Consider the following 15,892-nt stretch of genomic DNA (forward strand, 5'->3'; position numbering starts at 1 on the left):
ACGCACCGTTGCTCCACGATACCCGCATTGCGGCGCTGCGCCAAAACGGTTGACCAGCGGAATAGCAGCCGTCGGGCGTCGGGTTCCACACACCATGACTGACGCAACAGCACGTAAACCAAACCTCGGCCGGTTCGGATCGTTCGGCCGCGGTGTCACCCCGCAGCAGGCTAAGGAAATCGAGGCCCTGGGCTATGGCGCCGTCTGGGTGGGCGGCTCCCCGCCGGCCGAGCTGGAGTGGGTGGAGCCCATCCTGGAGCAGACGACGACGCTGCAGGTGGCCACCGGAATCGTGAACATCTGGACGGCGCCGGCCGAGGCGGTGGCGAAGTCGTTTCATCGCATCGACAAGGCCTACCCGGGCCGCTTTTTGCTCGGCATCGGCGTGGGCCACCCGGAGGCCCACAGCGAGTACCGCAAGCCTTACGACGCGCTGGTGAGCTACCTCGACCAGCTCGACGACTACGGCGTGCCCGCCGAGCGCCGGGTCGTCGCCGCGCTGGGGCCGCGGGTGCTCAAGCTTTCGTCGCAGCGCAGCGCCGGGGCGCATCCCTACCTGACCACCCCCGAGCACACCGCAAAGGCCCGCGACCTGATCGGCCCGTCGGCGTTCCTGGCGCCCGAACACAAAGTGGTGCTGACCACGGATGCCGAGGCCGCCCGGGCCGTCGGCCGCAAGGCCCTCGACATCTACCTCAACCTGGCCAACTACCTCAACAACTGGAAGCGGCTGGGCTTCACCGACGACGACATCGCCCGCCCGGGCAGCGACCGCCTTGTCGACGCCGTCGTCGCCTACGGCACCGCCGACGCCATCGCCGCCCGGCTGGGCGAGCACCTCGACGCCGGTGCCGACCACGTCGCTGTGCAGGTTCTGACCCGACCTGACAAGCTGGTCCCGGCGCTGGCCGAACTGGCCGGCGCGCTAGGACTGAACCCCGCCTGACTTAAGGATCTAGATGACCGAGGCCGTTTCGCTCAAACCGGACCTGGGCCGCTACGGCGTGTGGCTGGGCACCCGCACCCTGTCCCCCGAGCTGGCCGAACAGATCGAATCGCTGGGATACGGCGCGGCCTGGATCGGCGGATCGCCCGACGCCGACCTGTCGTGGGTGGAACCCGCGCTGGCCGCGACCATCTCGCTGCAGCTGGCCACCGGCATCATCAATATCTGGTCCTCACCGGCCGCGGAGGTCGCCGAGTCGTACCAGCGCATCGAAAAGGCCTATCCGGGACGATTCCTGCTCGGCGTGGGCGTCGGTCATCCCGAGCACACCCAGCAATACCAAAAGCCCTACGACGCACTGGTGAGCTACCTCGACGAACTCGACGCGGCCACCGTGCCGACCAGCCGGCGGGTGATCGCGGCGCTGGGTCCCAAGGTGCTGCGGCTGGCCGCTCAGCGCAGCGCCGGCGCCCACCCGTATCTGACCACGCCCGAACACACCGCACAGGCCCGCGAGCTGGTCGGCAACACGGTGTTTCTGGCGCCCGAACACAAGGTGGTGCTGAGCACTGACCCCGCCGAGGCCCGCCGGATCGGCCGCAAGAGCGTCGGCTTTTACCTGGGCCTGAGCAACTATGTGAACAACTGGCGCCGGCTGGGATTCACCGAGAGCGACGTGCGCGAGCCCGGCAGCGACAAGCTGATCGACGCGCTGGTGGCCTACGGGACACCCGACGCCGTCGCCGGCCGGCTCGACGAGCATCTGCAGGCCGGCGCCGACCATGTGGCGATCCAGGTTCTGACCCGGCCCGAGAATCTGGTGCCGGCGTTGACCGAACTCGCCGCCGCGCTGGGGCTGCCAGCCACGAGCTGACTGGTCCGCTCGGCTAGGGTTTGACCATGCGGCTGCTGGTCACCGGCGGCGCCGGTTTCATCGGCGCCAACTTCGTGCACAGCACGGTGCGCGAGCATCCCGACGACACGGTGACGGTGCTCGACGCGCTGACCTATGCGGGCAGCCGCGAATCGCTGGCGCCGGTCGAAAACGAAATCCGGCTGGTACAGGGCGATGTCACCGACGCGGAGCTGGTTTCCCGGTTGGTCGCCGAGGCCGATGCGGTGGTGCATTTCGCCGCCGAGACCCACGTCGACAACGCGCTCGCCGACCCCGAGCCGTTCTTGCGTACCAACGTGATCGGGACGTTCACCGTCCTCGAGGCGGTACGACGCCATGGCGTGCGCCTGCACCACGTTTCCACCGACGAGGTCTACGGCGACCTCGGGCTCGACGAGCCGCGGCGATTCACCGAGTCCACGCCGTACAACCCGTCCAGCCCGTACTCGGCCACCAAGGCAGGGGCCGACATGCTGGTGCGAGCGTGGGTGCGCTCCTATGGTGTGCGAGCGACGATCTCGAACTGCTCCAACAACTACGGGCCCTATCAGCATGTGGAGAAGTTCATCCCGCGCCAGATCACCAACGTGCTCACGGGGCGACGGCCCAAGCTCTACGGCAGCGGGGCCAATGTCCGGGACTGGATCCACGTCGACGACCACAACGCCGCTGTCCGGCGGATTCTCGAGAGCGGCGAGATCGGGCGAACCTACCTGATCGGTGCAGACGGCGAGCGTGACAACCTCTCGGTGCTGCGGACGATACTGGAGATGATGGGACACCAACCCGACGACTTCGACCATGTGGTCGACCGTGTGGGCCACGACCTGCGCTACGCGATCGATCCCACGCCGCTGCACGACGAATTGTGCTGGGCGCCAAAGCATACCGATTTCGAGGATGGCTTGCGCGCCACCATCGACTGGTATCGCGCCAACGAAGCGTGGTGGGGGCCGTTGAAGGATGCCGTCGAGGCCCGATACCAAGAGCGCGGTCAATGAAGGCACGCGAACTCGACGTCCCCGGTGCATGGGAGATCACCCCACAGGTGCATGGCGATTCCCGCGGGATGTTCTTCGAGTGGTTGACCGACCGCGAGTTCACCGCGTTCGCGGGTCACCGGCTGGAGGTTCGGCAGGCCAACTGTTCGGTGTCGTCGGCCGGGGTGCTGCGCGGGCTGCACTTTGCGCAGCTGCCGCCCAGCCAGGCCAAGTACGTGACGTGCCTGTCCGGCTCGGTGTTCGACGTCGTTGTCGACATCCGGGTCGGCTCACCGACATTCGGGCAATGGACTTCTGCGGTGCTCGACGACCAAGAGCGCAAGTCGGTATACATCTCCGAAGGTCTTGCACATGGATTCCTTGCGCTGCAAGACAATTCGACCGTGATGTATCTGTGCTCGGCGGAATACAACCCGCAACGCGAGCACACCATTCACGCCACCGACCCGGCACTGGGGATCGACTGGCCGGCCGGCTACGACCTGGTGCTGTCCGAACGCGATGCAGCTGCGCCTACTCTCGAGGAGGTCAGCGCGTCGGGTCTACTGCCCACCTGGGAGGCCACCCAAGCTTTCGTCGAGGGTCTGCGGGCCAAATCTTAAGTTCCGTTTTCTCCTAAGCCCGCTCGTTCGACCGTCAGCAGGCTTTCCGTGCGGTGTTCTTTCCAATAGGCTTCGGCTCCCCCGTTGAGGCCGAAGAGTCGCTTGCTCCACAGCAGCCAGACCACGGCCACGACGTTGACCAGGAACGCGACCACGCGCAGCGTCGTCACCTTCTCTGTCAGCTCGTAGATTTCCAGCGGAAGGAACACACTGGTCGCGATCACCGCGAAGTACTCGCCCCATCGTCGCACCAGCCACAATCCGACCGCCTCGACGAGTTCGATCAGCGCATATGCGGTGAAGCCCAGCGCGATCCACAGGAATGTCGACGACGACAGCGAGAACAGGTGCCCGATGTGGCGGACGATCTTGGAGTCGTCGGGATTCCAGCCGAGCTGATTGCCCAACGGTCGAAGCAGCGGGAGGTCTTGCTCGAATGCCTGTTGCAGCCGCTCGCGTGATCCGCGGACTTTGAGCACGCCGGCCGCCAACAGTAGGAAGACGACGCCTCGAACCGCACGTTCGACGGCGAGGGCGCGCATCAACGTCCGATCCCGCAGCAATCGTCCACGCGGGATCTCGGGCGCCGTATCCGCCGGACCGCTGCGGCGCGGCGGACCGACGACAAACGTCTCGCACCGCAGACAGCGCCAGGCCTCCCCCGCCGGAGTGTCGGCCTTCAGGCGCTCCCGCAACCTGGGCTCGTCGGGCGCAAACGTCGCGTGTCCGCGCAACCCGCACGAGCGCAGAGCGAAATCGACCATGTACGCACGCTAACGGTCACGACGCGGGCCCCGCATGGCAATCTGGCGATATGACGAGCACTGTCCTGGTCACCGGCGGCACCGGCACCCTGGGCCGCGTCGTGGTCGACCACCTCCTGACCGCCGACGCGACTGTCCGCGTCCTCAGCCGTGGGCGGCGGCCTCGCCGTGCCGACGTCGAACACGTCACCGGCGACCTGCAGACCGGCGCCGGGCTCGAGGCAGCGGTGTCCGGCGTCGACACGATCGTGCAATGCGCCGAGCACGTGCATCACCTGGTCGCGGCCGCCCAGCGAGCCGGTTCACCGCATCTGGTGTACACGTCCATCGTCGGCGTCGACCGCGTCCCGTTCGGGTTCTACCGCCGAAAGGTGGCCGACGAACAGTTGATCGCCACATCGGGTCTGCCGTGGACGGTGTTGCGGGCAACGCAGTTTCACGACTTGATCGCGGTGCTGCTGCGCCTGCTGGCCAAGTCGCCTGTCCTGACGCTGCCCGCCGGGTGGAGCTTCCAGCCGGTCGACGTGCGTGAGGTCGGCGAGCGGCTCGCCCGGCTCGCACTCGGCGAACCCGTCGGCAGGGCACCGGATTTCGGTGGGCCACAAGTACGCTCGGTTGCAGATCTCGCCCGAAGCTACCTTGCCATCGTCGGCAAGCGACGACCGATCGTACCGGTGTGGCTGCCCGGCAAGGTATTCCGGGCGTACCGCGCCGGCGGTCACCTGGCCCCCGACCATGCGGCGGGCACCGTCACCTTCGAGCAATATCTGACCGAGCAACTCGCCGCCGGCCACCTCCCGTACGCCGACGCTCTTCGCGCATACCTGCCCCGGCCGCCCTGGCCTCGACGACACTGAGCGGCGAGGCGGTGCGCACCACCCGGGTCATCCGGAAACCGGCCTGGCTGAGCAGTTCTCGGTACTGCGCGGCGGTGCGCTCGCGGCCTGCGAGATTCAGCAACATCTCCAAGTCCGCCCATTTTCCCGGAAAGTCGCGGTCGTGGTCCGGGATGACCAGTTCGACCAGCAACACCGTGGCCTGCGAGCCGGCTGCTGCGCGAACGTTGCGCAGGATCTGCACCGCCTGCTGGTCAGGCCAGTCGTGAACAATGTTCTTCAGGACGTAGGCGTCACCGCCGCCCGGAACGGCGTCGAAAAACGAGCCGGTCACGACGCGCACACGGTCGGCAATTTTACGCTGGCACAACAGGTTCGACGCCGCATCAACCACATTCGGCAGGTCGTAGAGTACGCCGCGAGAGGCAGGCGCCGCGTGTAAGATCGCCGCGAGCAGCGGGCCCTGCCCACCGCCGACATCGACGATCGTCGGGTAGCGACCCCAGTCGTAGCCGGTTGCCACCGCCGCGTCGGTCAGCTGTGAGATGCTCGTCATGGTGCGGTTGAACAGTTCGGCGTGTTCGGGATGGCCGGCGAAGTAGTCGAAGCTGCCGGTGCCGTGCAGCGCCGGGACGACGGCCTGACCGGTTCGCACCGAATCCGCCAGCAGGGTCCAGCGCTGCCGCTGTTCGGCAGACCCATAGAACCGTGCTGCCCACGCCATCGACACCGGAGCGTCCGAACGCAGCGTCCTGGCAAGGGAATTCAGCTCGTAACGGCCGCCGCGGCGATGACGGAAGATGCCCCGGCTGATCAATGCCCGCAGTAGGCGCTCCAATGCGTCGGCGTCGGCACCCACCCGGGCCGCCAACTCGGCGATCGGCAGCGGCCCGTCGGCAAGGGCGTCGGCGACGCCGAGTTGGGCGGCCACCGTGATCGCCTGCGACGTCCACCCCGCGATGATCATCTCCAGCATCGCCGCCGGCGCGGGCATCAGTTGTTGGTGGATTCGGCAGAGGTAGTGGCGAATCCACTCGACGATGCGGGCCACCCCGGGCGGCGGCACCATGGTGGTGGTCACCACCGCAGTCCCGCGGCCAAGGCGCCGGCCTCGAGCTCGCGGCTGATCGCGGCGGACATCCGGTGATGACTGACCGAGCGCAGAAACGTCGCCAGCGCCCAGGTCATGAAGCGGTCCGAGATGAGTGCCGCCGGTCGCAGCATCGACTCGCTGCGCGATACCTGTTGCGTGGTGACCCACGAGACGGCTTTGACCTTGCGCCGCCTGGTGTTCTCGTACCAGCGCAGTGCGTTTGGGGCGTGGTGGAATTCGCGCAGTGCCTTACGCAGCACCATCGTGTCGAGCAGCGCCTGATTGGTGCCCTGCGCAAGCGTGGGCGGCATCGTGTGCGCGGCGTCGCCGAGCAAGGTCACCGCACCGCGGCCCGCTCGCGGAATGGGGTGGCGAAAGTGTGGGAACGGCGAACAAGCCAGGTCGTCGTCGGTCAATACGGCCAGCACCCGGTCGACCGAGTCGGACCATCCGGTGAACTGCGACCGGATCAGCTCGATCGGGCGGTCCGGCCGGACGACGTCCGGTGACCAGGGCAGGTCGAACCACCACTGCACGGCAAAGCCTCCGGCCGGCCACAGACCGAGGTTGCCGTGCGCACCGATCATCATCAGCGCGACGCGTTGGTCGGTGACCTCGGGAAGGCTGACCAGGCCCTGCCAACTGCACCAGCCGGTCGGCTTCGCGTGTGGCGCGCCGAGCGTACGTCGGATCGTCGAGCGCAGGCCGTCCGCACCGATCACCACGTCGCCCTCGGCCGAGGTGCCGTCGTCAAAGTCGACCCGTACCCCATCTCGGGTATCGACCACTCCGGCCACCCGGACGTCGCAGTGAACGCGATCCACCGGAAAGCCGTCCAGCAGCCGTTCAAGCAACACCCGGCGCGGAACCATCCGAACGGGTGCGCCAAGCCGATCCATGATCGTCGTCAGGTCGAGGTTGGCGATCGGGCGGCCCGTCGAGGTCAGCACCCGCACGGTGGACAGCAGTTGACCGGCGCCTGCCATGTCGACGCTCAGCTGCCCGAGAACCGTTGCGCCATTGGGCCATATCGTCACCGCGCCGCCGCCCGTCGTCAGCTTCGGCCGCTGTTCGAACACGGTGACGTCGTGGCCGTCGCGCAACAATCCGCGGGCGACAGAGATCCCGCCCACGCCGGCGCCGACCACCAGCACCCGAAACGGCGCAGCCATCGGCTCAATCCTCGACGTGGCGCTCGTAGTCCCAGCGTTCGAGTCGCGCTTGCAGCTTCACCAGGCCCAGCCCGGCGATCGGTGCGCCCGCCGACAGGTAGAGCATCAGCAATTGGCTCATGCTGCTTACACGGTGTACTCCGGCGAGAAGTTCACCGCGGCCAGCAGTCAGCCTCCGCGCAGCGCGACGAGGTGGCGCATGTCGGCCAGGCCCTGCTGTTGCGCGTCGTTGAGGAAGGCCGGCAGCGGCGCCCGCACTTCGGGCAACACCTGGTGGTCGATGAGGGCCTGCAACGCTGCTTCCTTGCCGCTGCGCCCGGCCTGGTTGTCGACCTCTTGACGGCCCAACGGCGTTGAGTAGTCGTAAAGTTCGCGCTCGATCTGCCGGGTCGTGTCGATTTCCATGCCGCCGGGCTTCCAGTACGAGTACATGCTCAGCTTGGCGTCCGGGGTCCGCACGGCCACAATGTGATTCGGCGCTGACGTGGGAATGTTGGTCGGCAGGTCGGTCCCACCGAACACCGCGCGGATTTGCGGCGACTTCAGCAGGGTGGCCATCTCCTCGACCGACATGTCGTCGGTGACGTGCGCGATCCACGGCCGCCCCTTGGCCGCCGGTTCACTCGCGATCGCGGCAAGGTCCGCGCGGCCGGCCAGGTAGGAGTACCGGGGTTCGGCACGCCACCCGTTGCCGCCGTAGCCGATGGTGAGCAGCAGCGGGGCCAGGTCGACGCTGGAGGTCAGCTGGGTGCGGGTGTCGCCCGGTTTGGGCGTCAGATGCCCGTGCGGGTCGCGAACATACAGCGGTACGCGAATCGCCTCGTCGTAGGCCGCTGCGCCTTTGCCGCGCAAGCCGTGCGAGCCGCCGTACTCGCCGTGATCGGAGGTGAAGACGACGACGGTGTTGCGGTCGATGTCGGGGCGTGACGCCAGTTTGTCGAGCACCCTGCCGATTTGGGCGTCGACCTGCTGCTGCAGCCACAGGTACATGTCCAGGCAGCGCGCCCACTGCCGCGCCAGGTCTGAACCGGAGTACGACAGCGCGCCGGTCATCAGCGGCGACATGAAATTGACGTAGTCGATCTGCAGTTGCGGCTTTCCGCGCCGACGCAGATCGTCGGGTGTTTCGAAGTTGACCGGTGCCGAGTCGAACCAATGCGGAACATCCTCGGGCAGCGGGTTTTTCGGCCACCAGCAGATGTCGTGCGGGTTGACCAGCGAGACGGTGGCGCACCATGGGCCGTTGCCGGCGTTGGCGTCGAACCAGTGGGAGAACTGGTCGACAATGCCGGGATCCTTGTGCAGTCCCTGGTTGGGTGAGCCGTTCGGCGACGGATACGTGCCGCCGGAAAAGCCGTGTTCCTCGAGGCCTTCGGGGGTGGTGTCGCCCGAATGCCCCAGATGCCACTTGCCCCACCACCAGGTGCGGTAGCCCTGCTCACGCAGCATGGTGCCCCACGTCGGGAACCGTGGCGCCAGCGTCGACTCGCTGGGTCCCTCGCCGGTGAACAGGCATCCGGTTTGATGCGAATACAGCCCGGTGGTCATCACGCCGCGCGACGGCGTGCACATGTTCGACGCGGCGTAGTGCGACTCGAACGACACGCTGTTACGTTGCAGACGGCCGAGATTGGGCAGCAGGGTGTTGAGCCGCTGCGGCTCCGGAAACCATTGCGGTGCCCGCATCTGGTCCACGACGATCACCAAGATGTTGGGCTTGTTGCCGCCGACGGGCTTGCGCAGGAATTCGTATCCGGCGAATCCCGCTGCGGCGACACCTGCCGCCGTTGCCGCACCGGTCAGTACCGTGCGTCGATTGATCGAGGCCATGCCTCAATCTACGGCCGGGCCGATCTGAGCCGCCCACCGACCACCCATACCGCCCACAGCACGATCGTCAGCAGTTCCGCGACGGCGCTGACGGCGGTGTGCGGCCAGGGCTCCCAGCCCCGTTCGGTGAACCCGAAGAGCCCGACAGTGCGGGACAAGCCGAATGCGACCAGTGCGCCGCTGGCCACCATGGCCGCCGCCCAGCGCAGCCACGCCGGGCCGCCCACCAGGATTAGCGTCGCGATGGCGAACGCGACACTGGCTTGCAGCGCGAAAGCGCCGCCGATCGTCGGGATATGCCGATAACCGTGCACATAAAGGTAGGCGTGGCTGATGCCGCTGGCCGCAAGTGTTGCGGCGATGCCGATCCTGGTCGCGATGTCCGCGAAATTCACTGCAGCGTCCGTTCTTTCAGTGCAAGGGCATGCTGGCCGGTGGTGTAGCTGACCTCGCGGATGCCCAGCGCGTCGTGCAGTTTGCCCGCCGGCAAGGTCAGCGGCTTGGGCGCCGGCCCGTCGCCGGGATGCGGCAGCGGATAGGCCGTCGTGGTCGCGCTGTAGAACGTCACATTGCCCTCGGTCTTGCAAAACAGTTGGTGCACATGCCCGTTGAGGCAGGTGACCGACGAGAAGCGCCGCAGATGGCTCAGCGCCTGCGCGGCGTCGTCGGTGGCCCAGCCCCAGTCCGGGTACATCGCGAACAGCGGGATGTGGCTGAACACGATGATCGGCGTGTCGCTGGGCAGTCCCGCGACGTCCTTTTGGACGAACTCCAGCTGGTCGACGCCCAAGTGGCCCAGCTTATTGAGGTTCAGCGTGTTCACCAGCGCGATCACGTGCACCCCGGCGATGTCGAAGCTGTACCACCCGTCGCCGCGGGTGCCCGCGCCGAAGGCGTTGCGGTATTTCTGCCCGGCGTCGTCGACCGAGTCGTGTTCGCCGGGCACGGTGAACACATGCGGGGTGCGCAGCCCGGCCATCATTTGCTTGACCTGGTCGAATTGGTCCGGGGTTGCCAGATGCGTGAGGTCGCCGGTGTGGATGACGAAATCCGGTGCGTATCCGAGCTGGTTGATCCGGTCGATCGCCTGGCCGAACGAGGCGGCGACGTTCGGGTTGGCCGTGCCGGAAAATCCGATGTGGCTGTCGCTGACCTGGGCGAAGCGCACAGTCGGCCGGGTCTGGGTCTGCTCGGCTGATGCGGTGTCCCCGAGGTGCGAGACGACCTCGCCGCCGACCACCGCCAGGCCGACCGCCGCGCCGAACCATGCCGTGTGCCGGATGAGCTGGCGGCGGCTCATCGCGGGCGCGTCGCCGGTCATTGCGTCACCACGACGGTGCCGTGCATGAACGGATGGATCGAGCAGATGTAGTCGAATGTGCCTGCCGTCGAGAAGGTATGGGTGTACGTGGCTTGGGAGCCCATCCCGGGCGAGCGGAACGAGCCGTCGCTGGCGGCCACGGTGTGGGGTTCTTCGTCGCGGTTGGTCCAGGTGACGGTGCTGCCGGCGGCGACGGTCAGGGTCGGCGGCACGAAGGCGAAGTTGTCGATGGCGACCGCGTCGCCGGCCACCGGCGCGGCCGGTCCGGTTTCCGTCGTCGGCGGCATCGACGGCATGGCGCTCATGCCCGGTGTGCCGCCCGATCCGAACGTCACCGACGGATGGGTGTCGGGTCGTGAATGCGCGCAACCCGCAAGCAGCAGAATCCCGGCCAGCGCAATTCCGGCGCGCCGATGTCGTCTGGGCATGGCGATGCACCTCCGTAAATACGAGCTGTCGCCAACAGATACGGCGGCGGGTTACACCGCTCGGCCGGCAGGCGGCGGGGCGAACACCTCGATGACGCCGCTCTGTTCACGGACCATCAAGGCGGGCAATGGTTTTGGTGCAATGGGTAGCTGATGGGTGAGCACCTGTCCGGTGGGCGCAAACGACGTCGAGTGGCACGGGCAACGCAGCCGGTCGTCTGATGCGTCGAACCAGAGCCGGCAGCCCTGGTGGGTGCACACGCCCGATACCGCTGTCACTTTGCCGTCGACCCGGCGGACGAATCCGCTGACCGAGCCGAGATCGAAGGGCCGCGTAGCCCCTTCGGGCACCTCCGCGCTGGCCGCCACCCGCATCCAGCGGCCGGCATTGGGAGTCAGCTGTTCGGCAACCTCGGTCGGGCCGCCGCGCATGGCTCGATCGATCGAGACGGCCGCCACCGCAGCGGTCGCGGCGGCCGACGTGCCGACGATCACCTGCCTGCGGGTGGTGTTCGGCGTCGGGTGCGGGGGCGCACCGTCGAGCTGTGCGGCCAGACGGTCGCGAAGGTCGGCGAGGAACTCCTGGCGGGGTGCGTCGCTGCCGAGCCGGGCCGCCTGCAGATCGATGGCGGTCCGGATCTGCGCCGCCTCGAAGTCGTCCGGACGGAACGGCTTCGGCCGGCGGCCGCGCAGCAAGTCGTCGACGTAGCGGCGCAACTTCCCCGCGTTCATGGCTCGCCCTTCTCGTTGACCTGTGCCGCGAGCCGCAGCGCGCGATGCTGGAGCACTTTGGCGTTGGCGACGCTGACTCCGAGCTCGACGGCGGAGTCCTTGATCGAACGGCCTTGCAGGAACCGCAGTTCCAGGATTCGCCGGTAGTGGTGCGGCAGCGTGTCGAGGACCTCGGCGACGCGTTGCGGAGCGGTGCTGATCGCTTCCTCGCTGTCGGGCGGCTGCTCGATGTCGTCGATCGAGGTGATTTCACGTCCCATCGTCTCGCGCCAATGCGCCGCGAGCACCGTTCGTGCCGTCGCGCGCAGATAGGCGCGCACCTCGCCGACGCTGGCCGTCAGTCGCAGCGGCCGCAGCGCCGCCAGGAAGACTTCGGCAGTGAGGTCCTCGGCGTCGGCGCGGTTGCCGACCCGCGCGAAGATCGTCCGGTAAACCCAGGTCGCGTTGTCCTGGTACACGGCCTCCCAGTCGGGGTAGCCGCCGCTGGAAACCACGCGCAGGGGCGCCGGATCGATCGGTTCGCCGGGTGCCGTCACATAGTGCCTGCCTGTCGGTTGGCTGCGCCGAGAATATGCCGCATCACCGGTCTATAGCGGTTCGGGTTACAGCACCTTGCCACCCCGTCCCGTCGATACTAGGATGTCCTAGTATCCACTCTTTGCATATTCGTTAGGGCACCCCATGACCGCACAGATTCCGCATTTCCTCGATGGGCAGCGCAGCGCCGGGCAGTCCGGGCGCACCGCCGAGGTGTTCGACCCCAATACCGGGCAGGTGCAGGCGCTGGTGCCCATGGGGAGCAAGGCCGACGTCGACGCCGCAGTGGCATCGGCCGCCGAGGCACAGAAGGGCTGGGCGGCGTGGAACCCGCAGCGCCGCGCCCGGGTGATGATGCGGTTCGTCGAGCTGGTCAACGAGCACATGGATGAGTTAGCCGAGATGCTCTCGCTCGAGCACGGCAAGACGCTGGCCGACTCCCGCGGTGACATTCAGCGCGGCATCGAGGTGATCGAGTTCTGCATCGGGATCCCGCACCTACTCAAGGGCGAATACAGCGAAGGCGCCGGCCCGGGCATCGACGTGTACTCGCTGCGCCAGCCGCTGGGCGTCGTCGCCGGGATCACCCCGTTCAACTTCCCCGCGATGATCCCGCTGTGGAAGGCCGGGCCCGCGCTGGCATGCGGAAATGCCTTCATTCTCAAGCCTTCTGAGCGCGACCCGTCGGTGCCGGTACGGCTGGCCGAGCTGTTCGTCGAGGCCGGCCTTCCCCCCGGGGTGTTCCAGGTGGTGCACGGCGACAAGGAAGCCGTCGACGCGATCCTCACCCACCCGGACATCCAAGCCGTCGGGTTTGTCGGCAGCTCCGACATCGCGCAGTACATCTACGCGACGGCGGCGAGTACCGGTAAGCGCGCGCAGTGCTTCGGCGGCGCCAAGAACCACATGATCGTGATGCCCGACGCCGACTTGGACCAGGCGGTGGACGCGCTGATCGGCGCCGGCTACGGCAGTGCGGGCGAGCGGTGCATGGCAATCAGCGTCGCCGTGCCAGTCGGCGAGCAGACCGCAGACCGGTTGCGCGCCAGGCTGATCGAGCGCGTCAACAATCTGCGGGTCGGCCACAGCCTCGACCCGAAGGCCGACTACGGCCCGTTGGTCACCGGTGCCGCACTGAACCGGGTGCGCGACTACATCGGCCAGGGCGTCGCCGCCGGCGCCGAGCTCGTCGTGGACGGGCGCGAGCGCGCCAGCGACGACCTGTCCTTTAGCGACGCGAACCTGCAGGACGGATTCTTCATCGGGCCCACGCTGTTCGACCGCGTCACCGCGGATATGTCGATCTACACCGACGAGATCTTCGGGCCGGTGTTGTGCATGGTTCGCGCGCACGACTACGAAGAGGCGCTGCGGCTGCCCACCGAGCACGAATACGGCAACGGCGTGGCGATTTTCACCCGCGACGGCGACACCGCCCGCGACTTCACCTCACGGGTGCAGGTCGGCATGGTCGGGGTCAACGTGCCGATCCCGGTCCCGGTGGCCTACCACACGTTCGGGGGGTGGAAGCGCTCCGGCTTCGGCGATCTCAACCAGCACGGGCCGGCGGCGATCCAGTTCTACACCAAGGTCAAGACCGTCACCTCACGCTGGCCGTCGGGCATCAAGGACGGTGCCGAATTCGTCATCCCGACCATGAAGTAGCGTCATGTTCACCCTCAGCGACGACGAGCGAGAGATCGCCGAGACGGCGGCGGCGTTCGCCGCGAAGCGCCTGGCGCCCTACGCGTTGGAATGGGATGCGTCCCAACATTTCCCGGTCGACGAGCTGCGGGAGGCCGCGCAGCTCGGGATGGCGGCGATCTACTGCCGCGACGACGTCGGGGGCAGCGCATTGCGCCGGCTCGACGGGGTGCGCATCTTCGAGCAGCTCGCCATCGCCGACCCGACCACCGCGGCGTTCTTGTCCATCCACAACATGTGCGCGTGGATGATCGACACGTTCGGCACAGCCGAGCAGCGCAAGAGCTGGGTGCCGCGGCTGGCGTCGATGGATGTCATCGCCAGCTACTGTCTGACCGAGCCCGGGGCCGGATCGGACGCCAGCGCGCTGCGCACCCGCGCGGTCAGGAGCGGCTCAGACTACGTGCTCGACGGTGTCAAGCAGTTCATCTCCGGCGCGGGCGCGTCGGATGTGTATGTGGTGATGGCGCGCACCGGCTCAGAGGGGCCGCGCGGGATATCGGCGTTCGTCGTCGAAAAGGGCAGTCCCGGGCTGAGTTTCGGCGCCCATGAGCAGAAGATGGGCTGGAACGCGCAGCCCACGGCACAGGTGGTGCTGGACGGGGTACGGGTGCCGGCCGATGCGATGCTTGGCGGCGCCGACGGCGAGGGCGGCGGCTTCTCGATCGCGATGAACGGGCTCAACGGCGGCCGGATCAACATCGCGGCGTGCTCGCTGGGCGGGGCGCAGGCCGCGTTCGACAAGGCGGTGTCCTACGTGTCCCAGCGGGAGGCGTTCGGTGCCGTGCTGCTCGACGAGCCGACCATCCGGTTCACGTTGGCCGACATGGCCACCGCGCTGGAGACCTCGCGAATGCTGTTGTGGCGCGCGGCAACGGCGTTGGATCAGGACGCCGACGACAAGGTCGAGCTGTGCGCGATGGCCAAGCGGTATGTCACCGACGCCTGTTTTGACGTCGCCGACAAGGCGCTGCAGTTGCACGGCGGATACGGCTATCTGCGCGAGTATGGTCTGGAGAAGATCGTGCGTGACCTGCGGGTGCATCGCATTCTGGAGGGCACCAACGAAATCATGCGCGTGGTCATTGGCCGGGCCGAAGCTGCCCGGGCCCGCGCCGGCACGTAGGAAGGGCATCAGGTGTCCACGATCGCGTTCTTGGGGCTGGGCCACATGGGCGGGCCGATGTCGGCGAATCTCGTTGCGGCAGGCCACACCGTACGGGGTTTCGATCCGGTGCCCGCAGCATCGGCGGCGGCCGCCGACAAGGGTGTCACGGTGTTCGACAGCGCCGCCGCAGCGGTGGCCGACGCCGAGGTCGTCATCACGATGCTGCCCAACGGCGATGCGGTCAAGCGGTGTTACGCCGACATCCTGCCGGCGGCGTCCGAAGGCGCGCTGTTCATCGACAGCTCAACGATTTCCGTCGACGACGCCCGTGAAGTGCACGCGCTGGCCGGCTCGCATGGCTTCGCTCAACTCGACGCACCGGTCTCGGGCGGGGTGGCCGGCGCGGTGGCCGGCACGCTGGCGTTCATGGTCGGCGGCGACGCCTCGGCGTTGGAGCATGCGCGGCCGGTGCTGGAACCCATGGCGCGCAAGGTCATTCACTGCGGCGGCACAGGCGCCGGTCAGGCCGCCAAGGTCTGCAACAACATGGTGCTTGCGGTCCAGCAGATCGCGATCGGTGAGGCGTTCGTGCTGGCCGAAAAGCTCGGGCTGTCGGCGCAATCGCTGTACGACGTCATCACCGGGGCGACCGGCAACTGTTGGGCCGTGCACACCAACTGCCCCGTGCCGGGGCCGGTGCCGACGTCGCCGGCCAACCACGACTTCAAGCCGGGTTTCGCGGCCGCGCTGATGAACAAGGATTTGGGTCTGGCAATGGATGCCGTCGCGTCGACCGGGGCGTCGGCGCCATTAGGCAGCCACGCCGCCCAGATCTACGCCGAGTTCGCGAAAGACAACGCCGACAAGGACTTCAGCGCCGTCATCGAGATGCTGCGCTAGCCGGTCGGCCCGTCGCGAACCAC

General features: G+C 67.5%; 17 protein-coding genes. 8 read left to right on the forward strand and 9 right to left on the reverse strand.

What is annotated here, in order from left to right; translation table 11 throughout:
- The first annotated feature begins 94 nt into the window (after positions 1–94).
- The 4 genes from G6N47_RS02785 to rfbC are packed head-to-tail and all read left to right on the forward strand — an operon-like array spanning position 95 to position 3,444.
- A complete protein-coding gene (locus G6N47_RS02785) occupies positions 95–946 on the forward strand; it encodes an LLM class F420-dependent oxidoreductase (protein ID WP_083130095.1) in 852 nt (283 codons plus the stop codon).
- Positions 947–959: 13 nt separating this feature from the next.
- Positions 960–1,820: an LLM class F420-dependent oxidoreductase gene (locus G6N47_RS02790; RefSeq protein WP_083130096.1), complete on the forward strand. Its 861-nt coding sequence runs from the start codon at positions 960–962 to the stop codon at positions 1,818–1,820.
- 26 nt (positions 1,821–1,846) lie between these two features.
- Positions 1,847–2,842, forward strand: a complete 996-nt coding sequence (gene rfbB / locus G6N47_RS02795; RefSeq protein WP_083130097.1) for a dTDP-glucose 4,6-dehydratase — start codon at positions 1,847–1,849, stop codon at positions 2,840–2,842.
- Positions 2,839–3,444: a dTDP-4-dehydrorhamnose 3,5-epimerase gene (gene rfbC / locus G6N47_RS02800; protein ID WP_083130098.1), complete on the forward strand. Its 606-nt coding sequence runs from the start codon at positions 2,839–2,841 to the stop codon at positions 3,442–3,444. The genes rfbB and rfbC overlap by 4 nt, the downstream gene beginning before the upstream one ends.
- Here rfbC and G6N47_RS02805 read toward each other — a convergent pair.
- Positions 3,441–4,208: a DUF2127 domain-containing protein gene (locus G6N47_RS02805; protein WP_083130099.1), complete on the reverse strand. Its 768-nt coding sequence runs from the start codon at positions 4,206–4,208 to the stop codon at positions 3,441–3,443. The two genes, rfbC and G6N47_RS02805, sit on opposite strands and share 4 nt — an antisense overlap.
- A 50-nt stretch (positions 4,209–4,258) precedes the next feature.
- Between G6N47_RS02805 and G6N47_RS02810 the strand changes: the two genes are divergently transcribed.
- The gene (locus G6N47_RS02810; RefSeq protein ID WP_083130100.1) at positions 4,259–5,065 is read left to right on the forward strand and encodes an SDR family oxidoreductase; all 807 of its coding nucleotides are present in this window, start codon (positions 4,259–4,261) and stop codon (positions 5,063–5,065) included.
- Here the strand turns inward: G6N47_RS02810 and G6N47_RS02815 are convergent.
- The 8 genes from G6N47_RS02815 to G6N47_RS02850 all read right to left on the reverse strand — a co-directional run bounded on the left by G6N47_RS02815 (position 4,959) and on the right by G6N47_RS02850 (position 12,156).
- Complete coding sequence (locus G6N47_RS02815; protein ID WP_169717233.1) at positions 4,959–6,125, reverse strand: methyltransferase; 1,167 nt, start codon at positions 6,123–6,125, stop codon at positions 4,959–4,961. The genes G6N47_RS02810 and G6N47_RS02815 overlap by 107 nt on opposite strands.
- A complete protein-coding gene (locus G6N47_RS02820) occupies positions 6,122–7,309 on the reverse strand; it encodes an FAD-dependent oxidoreductase (RefSeq protein WP_083130101.1) in 1,188 nt (395 codons plus the stop codon). Before G6N47_RS02820 ends, G6N47_RS02815 begins: the two co-directional genes overlap by 4 nt.
- 168 nt (positions 7,310–7,477) lie before the next feature.
- On the reverse strand, positions 7,478–9,139 hold the full coding sequence (locus tag G6N47_RS02825) for a sulfatase-like hydrolase/transferase (RefSeq protein WP_083130102.1): 1,662 nt from the start codon (positions 9,137–9,139) through the stop codon (positions 7,478–7,480).
- A gap of 8 nt (positions 9,140–9,147) precedes the next feature.
- A complete protein-coding gene (locus G6N47_RS02830; RefSeq protein ID WP_179966356.1) occupies positions 9,148–9,534 on the reverse strand; it encodes a hypothetical protein in 387 nt (128 codons plus the stop codon).
- On the reverse strand, positions 9,531–10,460 hold the full coding sequence (locus G6N47_RS02835; protein ID WP_083130103.1) for a metallophosphoesterase family protein: 930 nt from the start codon (positions 10,458–10,460) through the stop codon (positions 9,531–9,533). Before G6N47_RS02835 ends, G6N47_RS02830 begins: the two co-directional genes overlap by 4 nt.
- Positions 10,457–10,888: a cupredoxin domain-containing protein gene (locus G6N47_RS02840; RefSeq protein WP_083130104.1), complete on the reverse strand. Its 432-nt coding sequence runs from the start codon at positions 10,886–10,888 to the stop codon at positions 10,457–10,459. The genes G6N47_RS02835 and G6N47_RS02840 overlap by 4 nt, the downstream gene beginning before the upstream one ends.
- Positions 10,889–10,939: 51 nt before the next feature.
- Complete coding sequence (locus G6N47_RS02845; protein ID WP_083130105.1) at positions 10,940–11,620, reverse strand: QcrA and Rieske domain-containing protein; 681 nt, start codon at positions 11,618–11,620, stop codon at positions 10,940–10,942.
- On the reverse strand, positions 11,617–12,156 hold the full coding sequence (locus G6N47_RS02850; protein WP_083130106.1) for an RNA polymerase sigma factor: 540 nt from the start codon (positions 12,154–12,156) through the stop codon (positions 11,617–11,619). Before G6N47_RS02850 ends, G6N47_RS02845 begins: the two co-directional genes overlap by 4 nt.
- A 145-nt stretch (positions 12,157–12,301) precedes the next feature.
- Here G6N47_RS02850 and G6N47_RS02855 point away from each other — a divergent pair, with 145 nt between their 5' ends.
- Genes G6N47_RS02855 through mmsB form a run of 3 tightly spaced genes read left to right on the forward strand, consistent with a single transcriptional unit; the run spans position 12,302 to position 15,869 of the window.
- Positions 12,302–13,822, forward strand: coding sequence for a CoA-acylating methylmalonate-semialdehyde dehydrogenase (locus G6N47_RS02855; RefSeq protein WP_083130107.1), 1,521 nt, complete (start codon positions 12,302–12,304; stop codon positions 13,820–13,822).
- A gap of 4 nt (positions 13,823–13,826) precedes the next feature.
- Positions 13,827–14,987: an acyl-CoA dehydrogenase family protein gene (locus G6N47_RS02860; RefSeq protein ID WP_083130108.1), complete on the forward strand. Its 1,161-nt coding sequence runs from the start codon at positions 13,827–13,829 to the stop codon at positions 14,985–14,987.
- A gap of 12 nt (positions 14,988–14,999) precedes the next feature.
- The gene (gene mmsB / locus G6N47_RS02865; RefSeq protein ID WP_083130109.1) at positions 15,000–15,869 is read left to right on the forward strand and encodes a 3-hydroxyisobutyrate dehydrogenase; all 870 of its coding nucleotides are present in this window, start codon (positions 15,000–15,002) and stop codon (positions 15,867–15,869) included.
- Positions 15,870–15,892: the final 23 nt, after the last annotated feature.

It is taken from the genome of Mycobacterium branderi, from assembly GCF_010728725.1.
Taxonomy (GTDB): domain Bacteria; phylum Actinomycetota; class Actinomycetes; order Mycobacteriales; family Mycobacteriaceae; genus Mycobacterium; species Mycobacterium branderi.

Bases quoted from the DNA above. Each gene is read 5' to 3' on its own strand.
- G6N47_RS02785 (WP_083130095.1), top strand. From the start codon at position 95: ATGACTGACGCAACAGCACGTAAACCAAACCTCGGCCGGTTCGGATCG.
- G6N47_RS02790 (WP_083130096.1), top strand. From the start codon at position 960: ATGACCGAGGCCGTTTCGCTCAAACCGGACCTGGGCCGCTACGGCGTG.
- rfbB (WP_083130097.1), top strand. From the start codon at position 1,847: ATGCGGCTGCTGGTCACCGGCGGCGCCGGTTTCATCGGCGCCAACTTC.
- rfbC (WP_083130098.1), top strand. From the start codon at position 2,839: ATGAAGGCACGCGAACTCGACGTCCCCGGTGCATGGGAGATCACCCCA.
- G6N47_RS02805 (WP_083130099.1), bottom strand. From the start codon at position 4,208: ATGGTCGATTTCGCTCTGCGCTCGTGCGGGTTGCGCGGACACGCGACG.
- G6N47_RS02810 (WP_083130100.1), top strand. From the start codon at position 4,259: ATGACGAGCACTGTCCTGGTCACCGGCGGCACCGGCACCCTGGGCCGC.
- G6N47_RS02820 (WP_083130101.1), bottom strand. From the start codon at position 7,309: ATGGCTGCGCCGTTTCGGGTGCTGGTGGTCGGCGCCGGCGTGGGCGGG.
- G6N47_RS02825 (WP_083130102.1), bottom strand. From the start codon at position 9,139: ATGGCCTCGATCAATCGACGCACGGTACTGACCGGTGCGGCAACGGCG.
- G6N47_RS02835 (WP_083130103.1), bottom strand. From the start codon at position 10,460: ATGACCGGCGACGCGCCCGCGATGAGCCGCCGCCAGCTCATCCGGCAC.
- G6N47_RS02840 (WP_083130104.1), bottom strand. From the start codon at position 10,888: ATGCCCAGACGACATCGGCGCGCCGGAATTGCGCTGGCCGGGATTCTG.
- G6N47_RS02845 (WP_083130105.1), bottom strand. From the start codon at position 11,620: ATGAACGCGGGGAAGTTGCGCCGCTACGTCGACGACTTGCTGCGCGGC.
- G6N47_RS02855 (WP_083130107.1), top strand. From the start codon at position 12,302: ATGACCGCACAGATTCCGCATTTCCTCGATGGGCAGCGCAGCGCCGGG.
- G6N47_RS02860 (WP_083130108.1), top strand. From the start codon at position 13,827: ATGTTCACCCTCAGCGACGACGAGCGAGAGATCGCCGAGACGGCGGCG.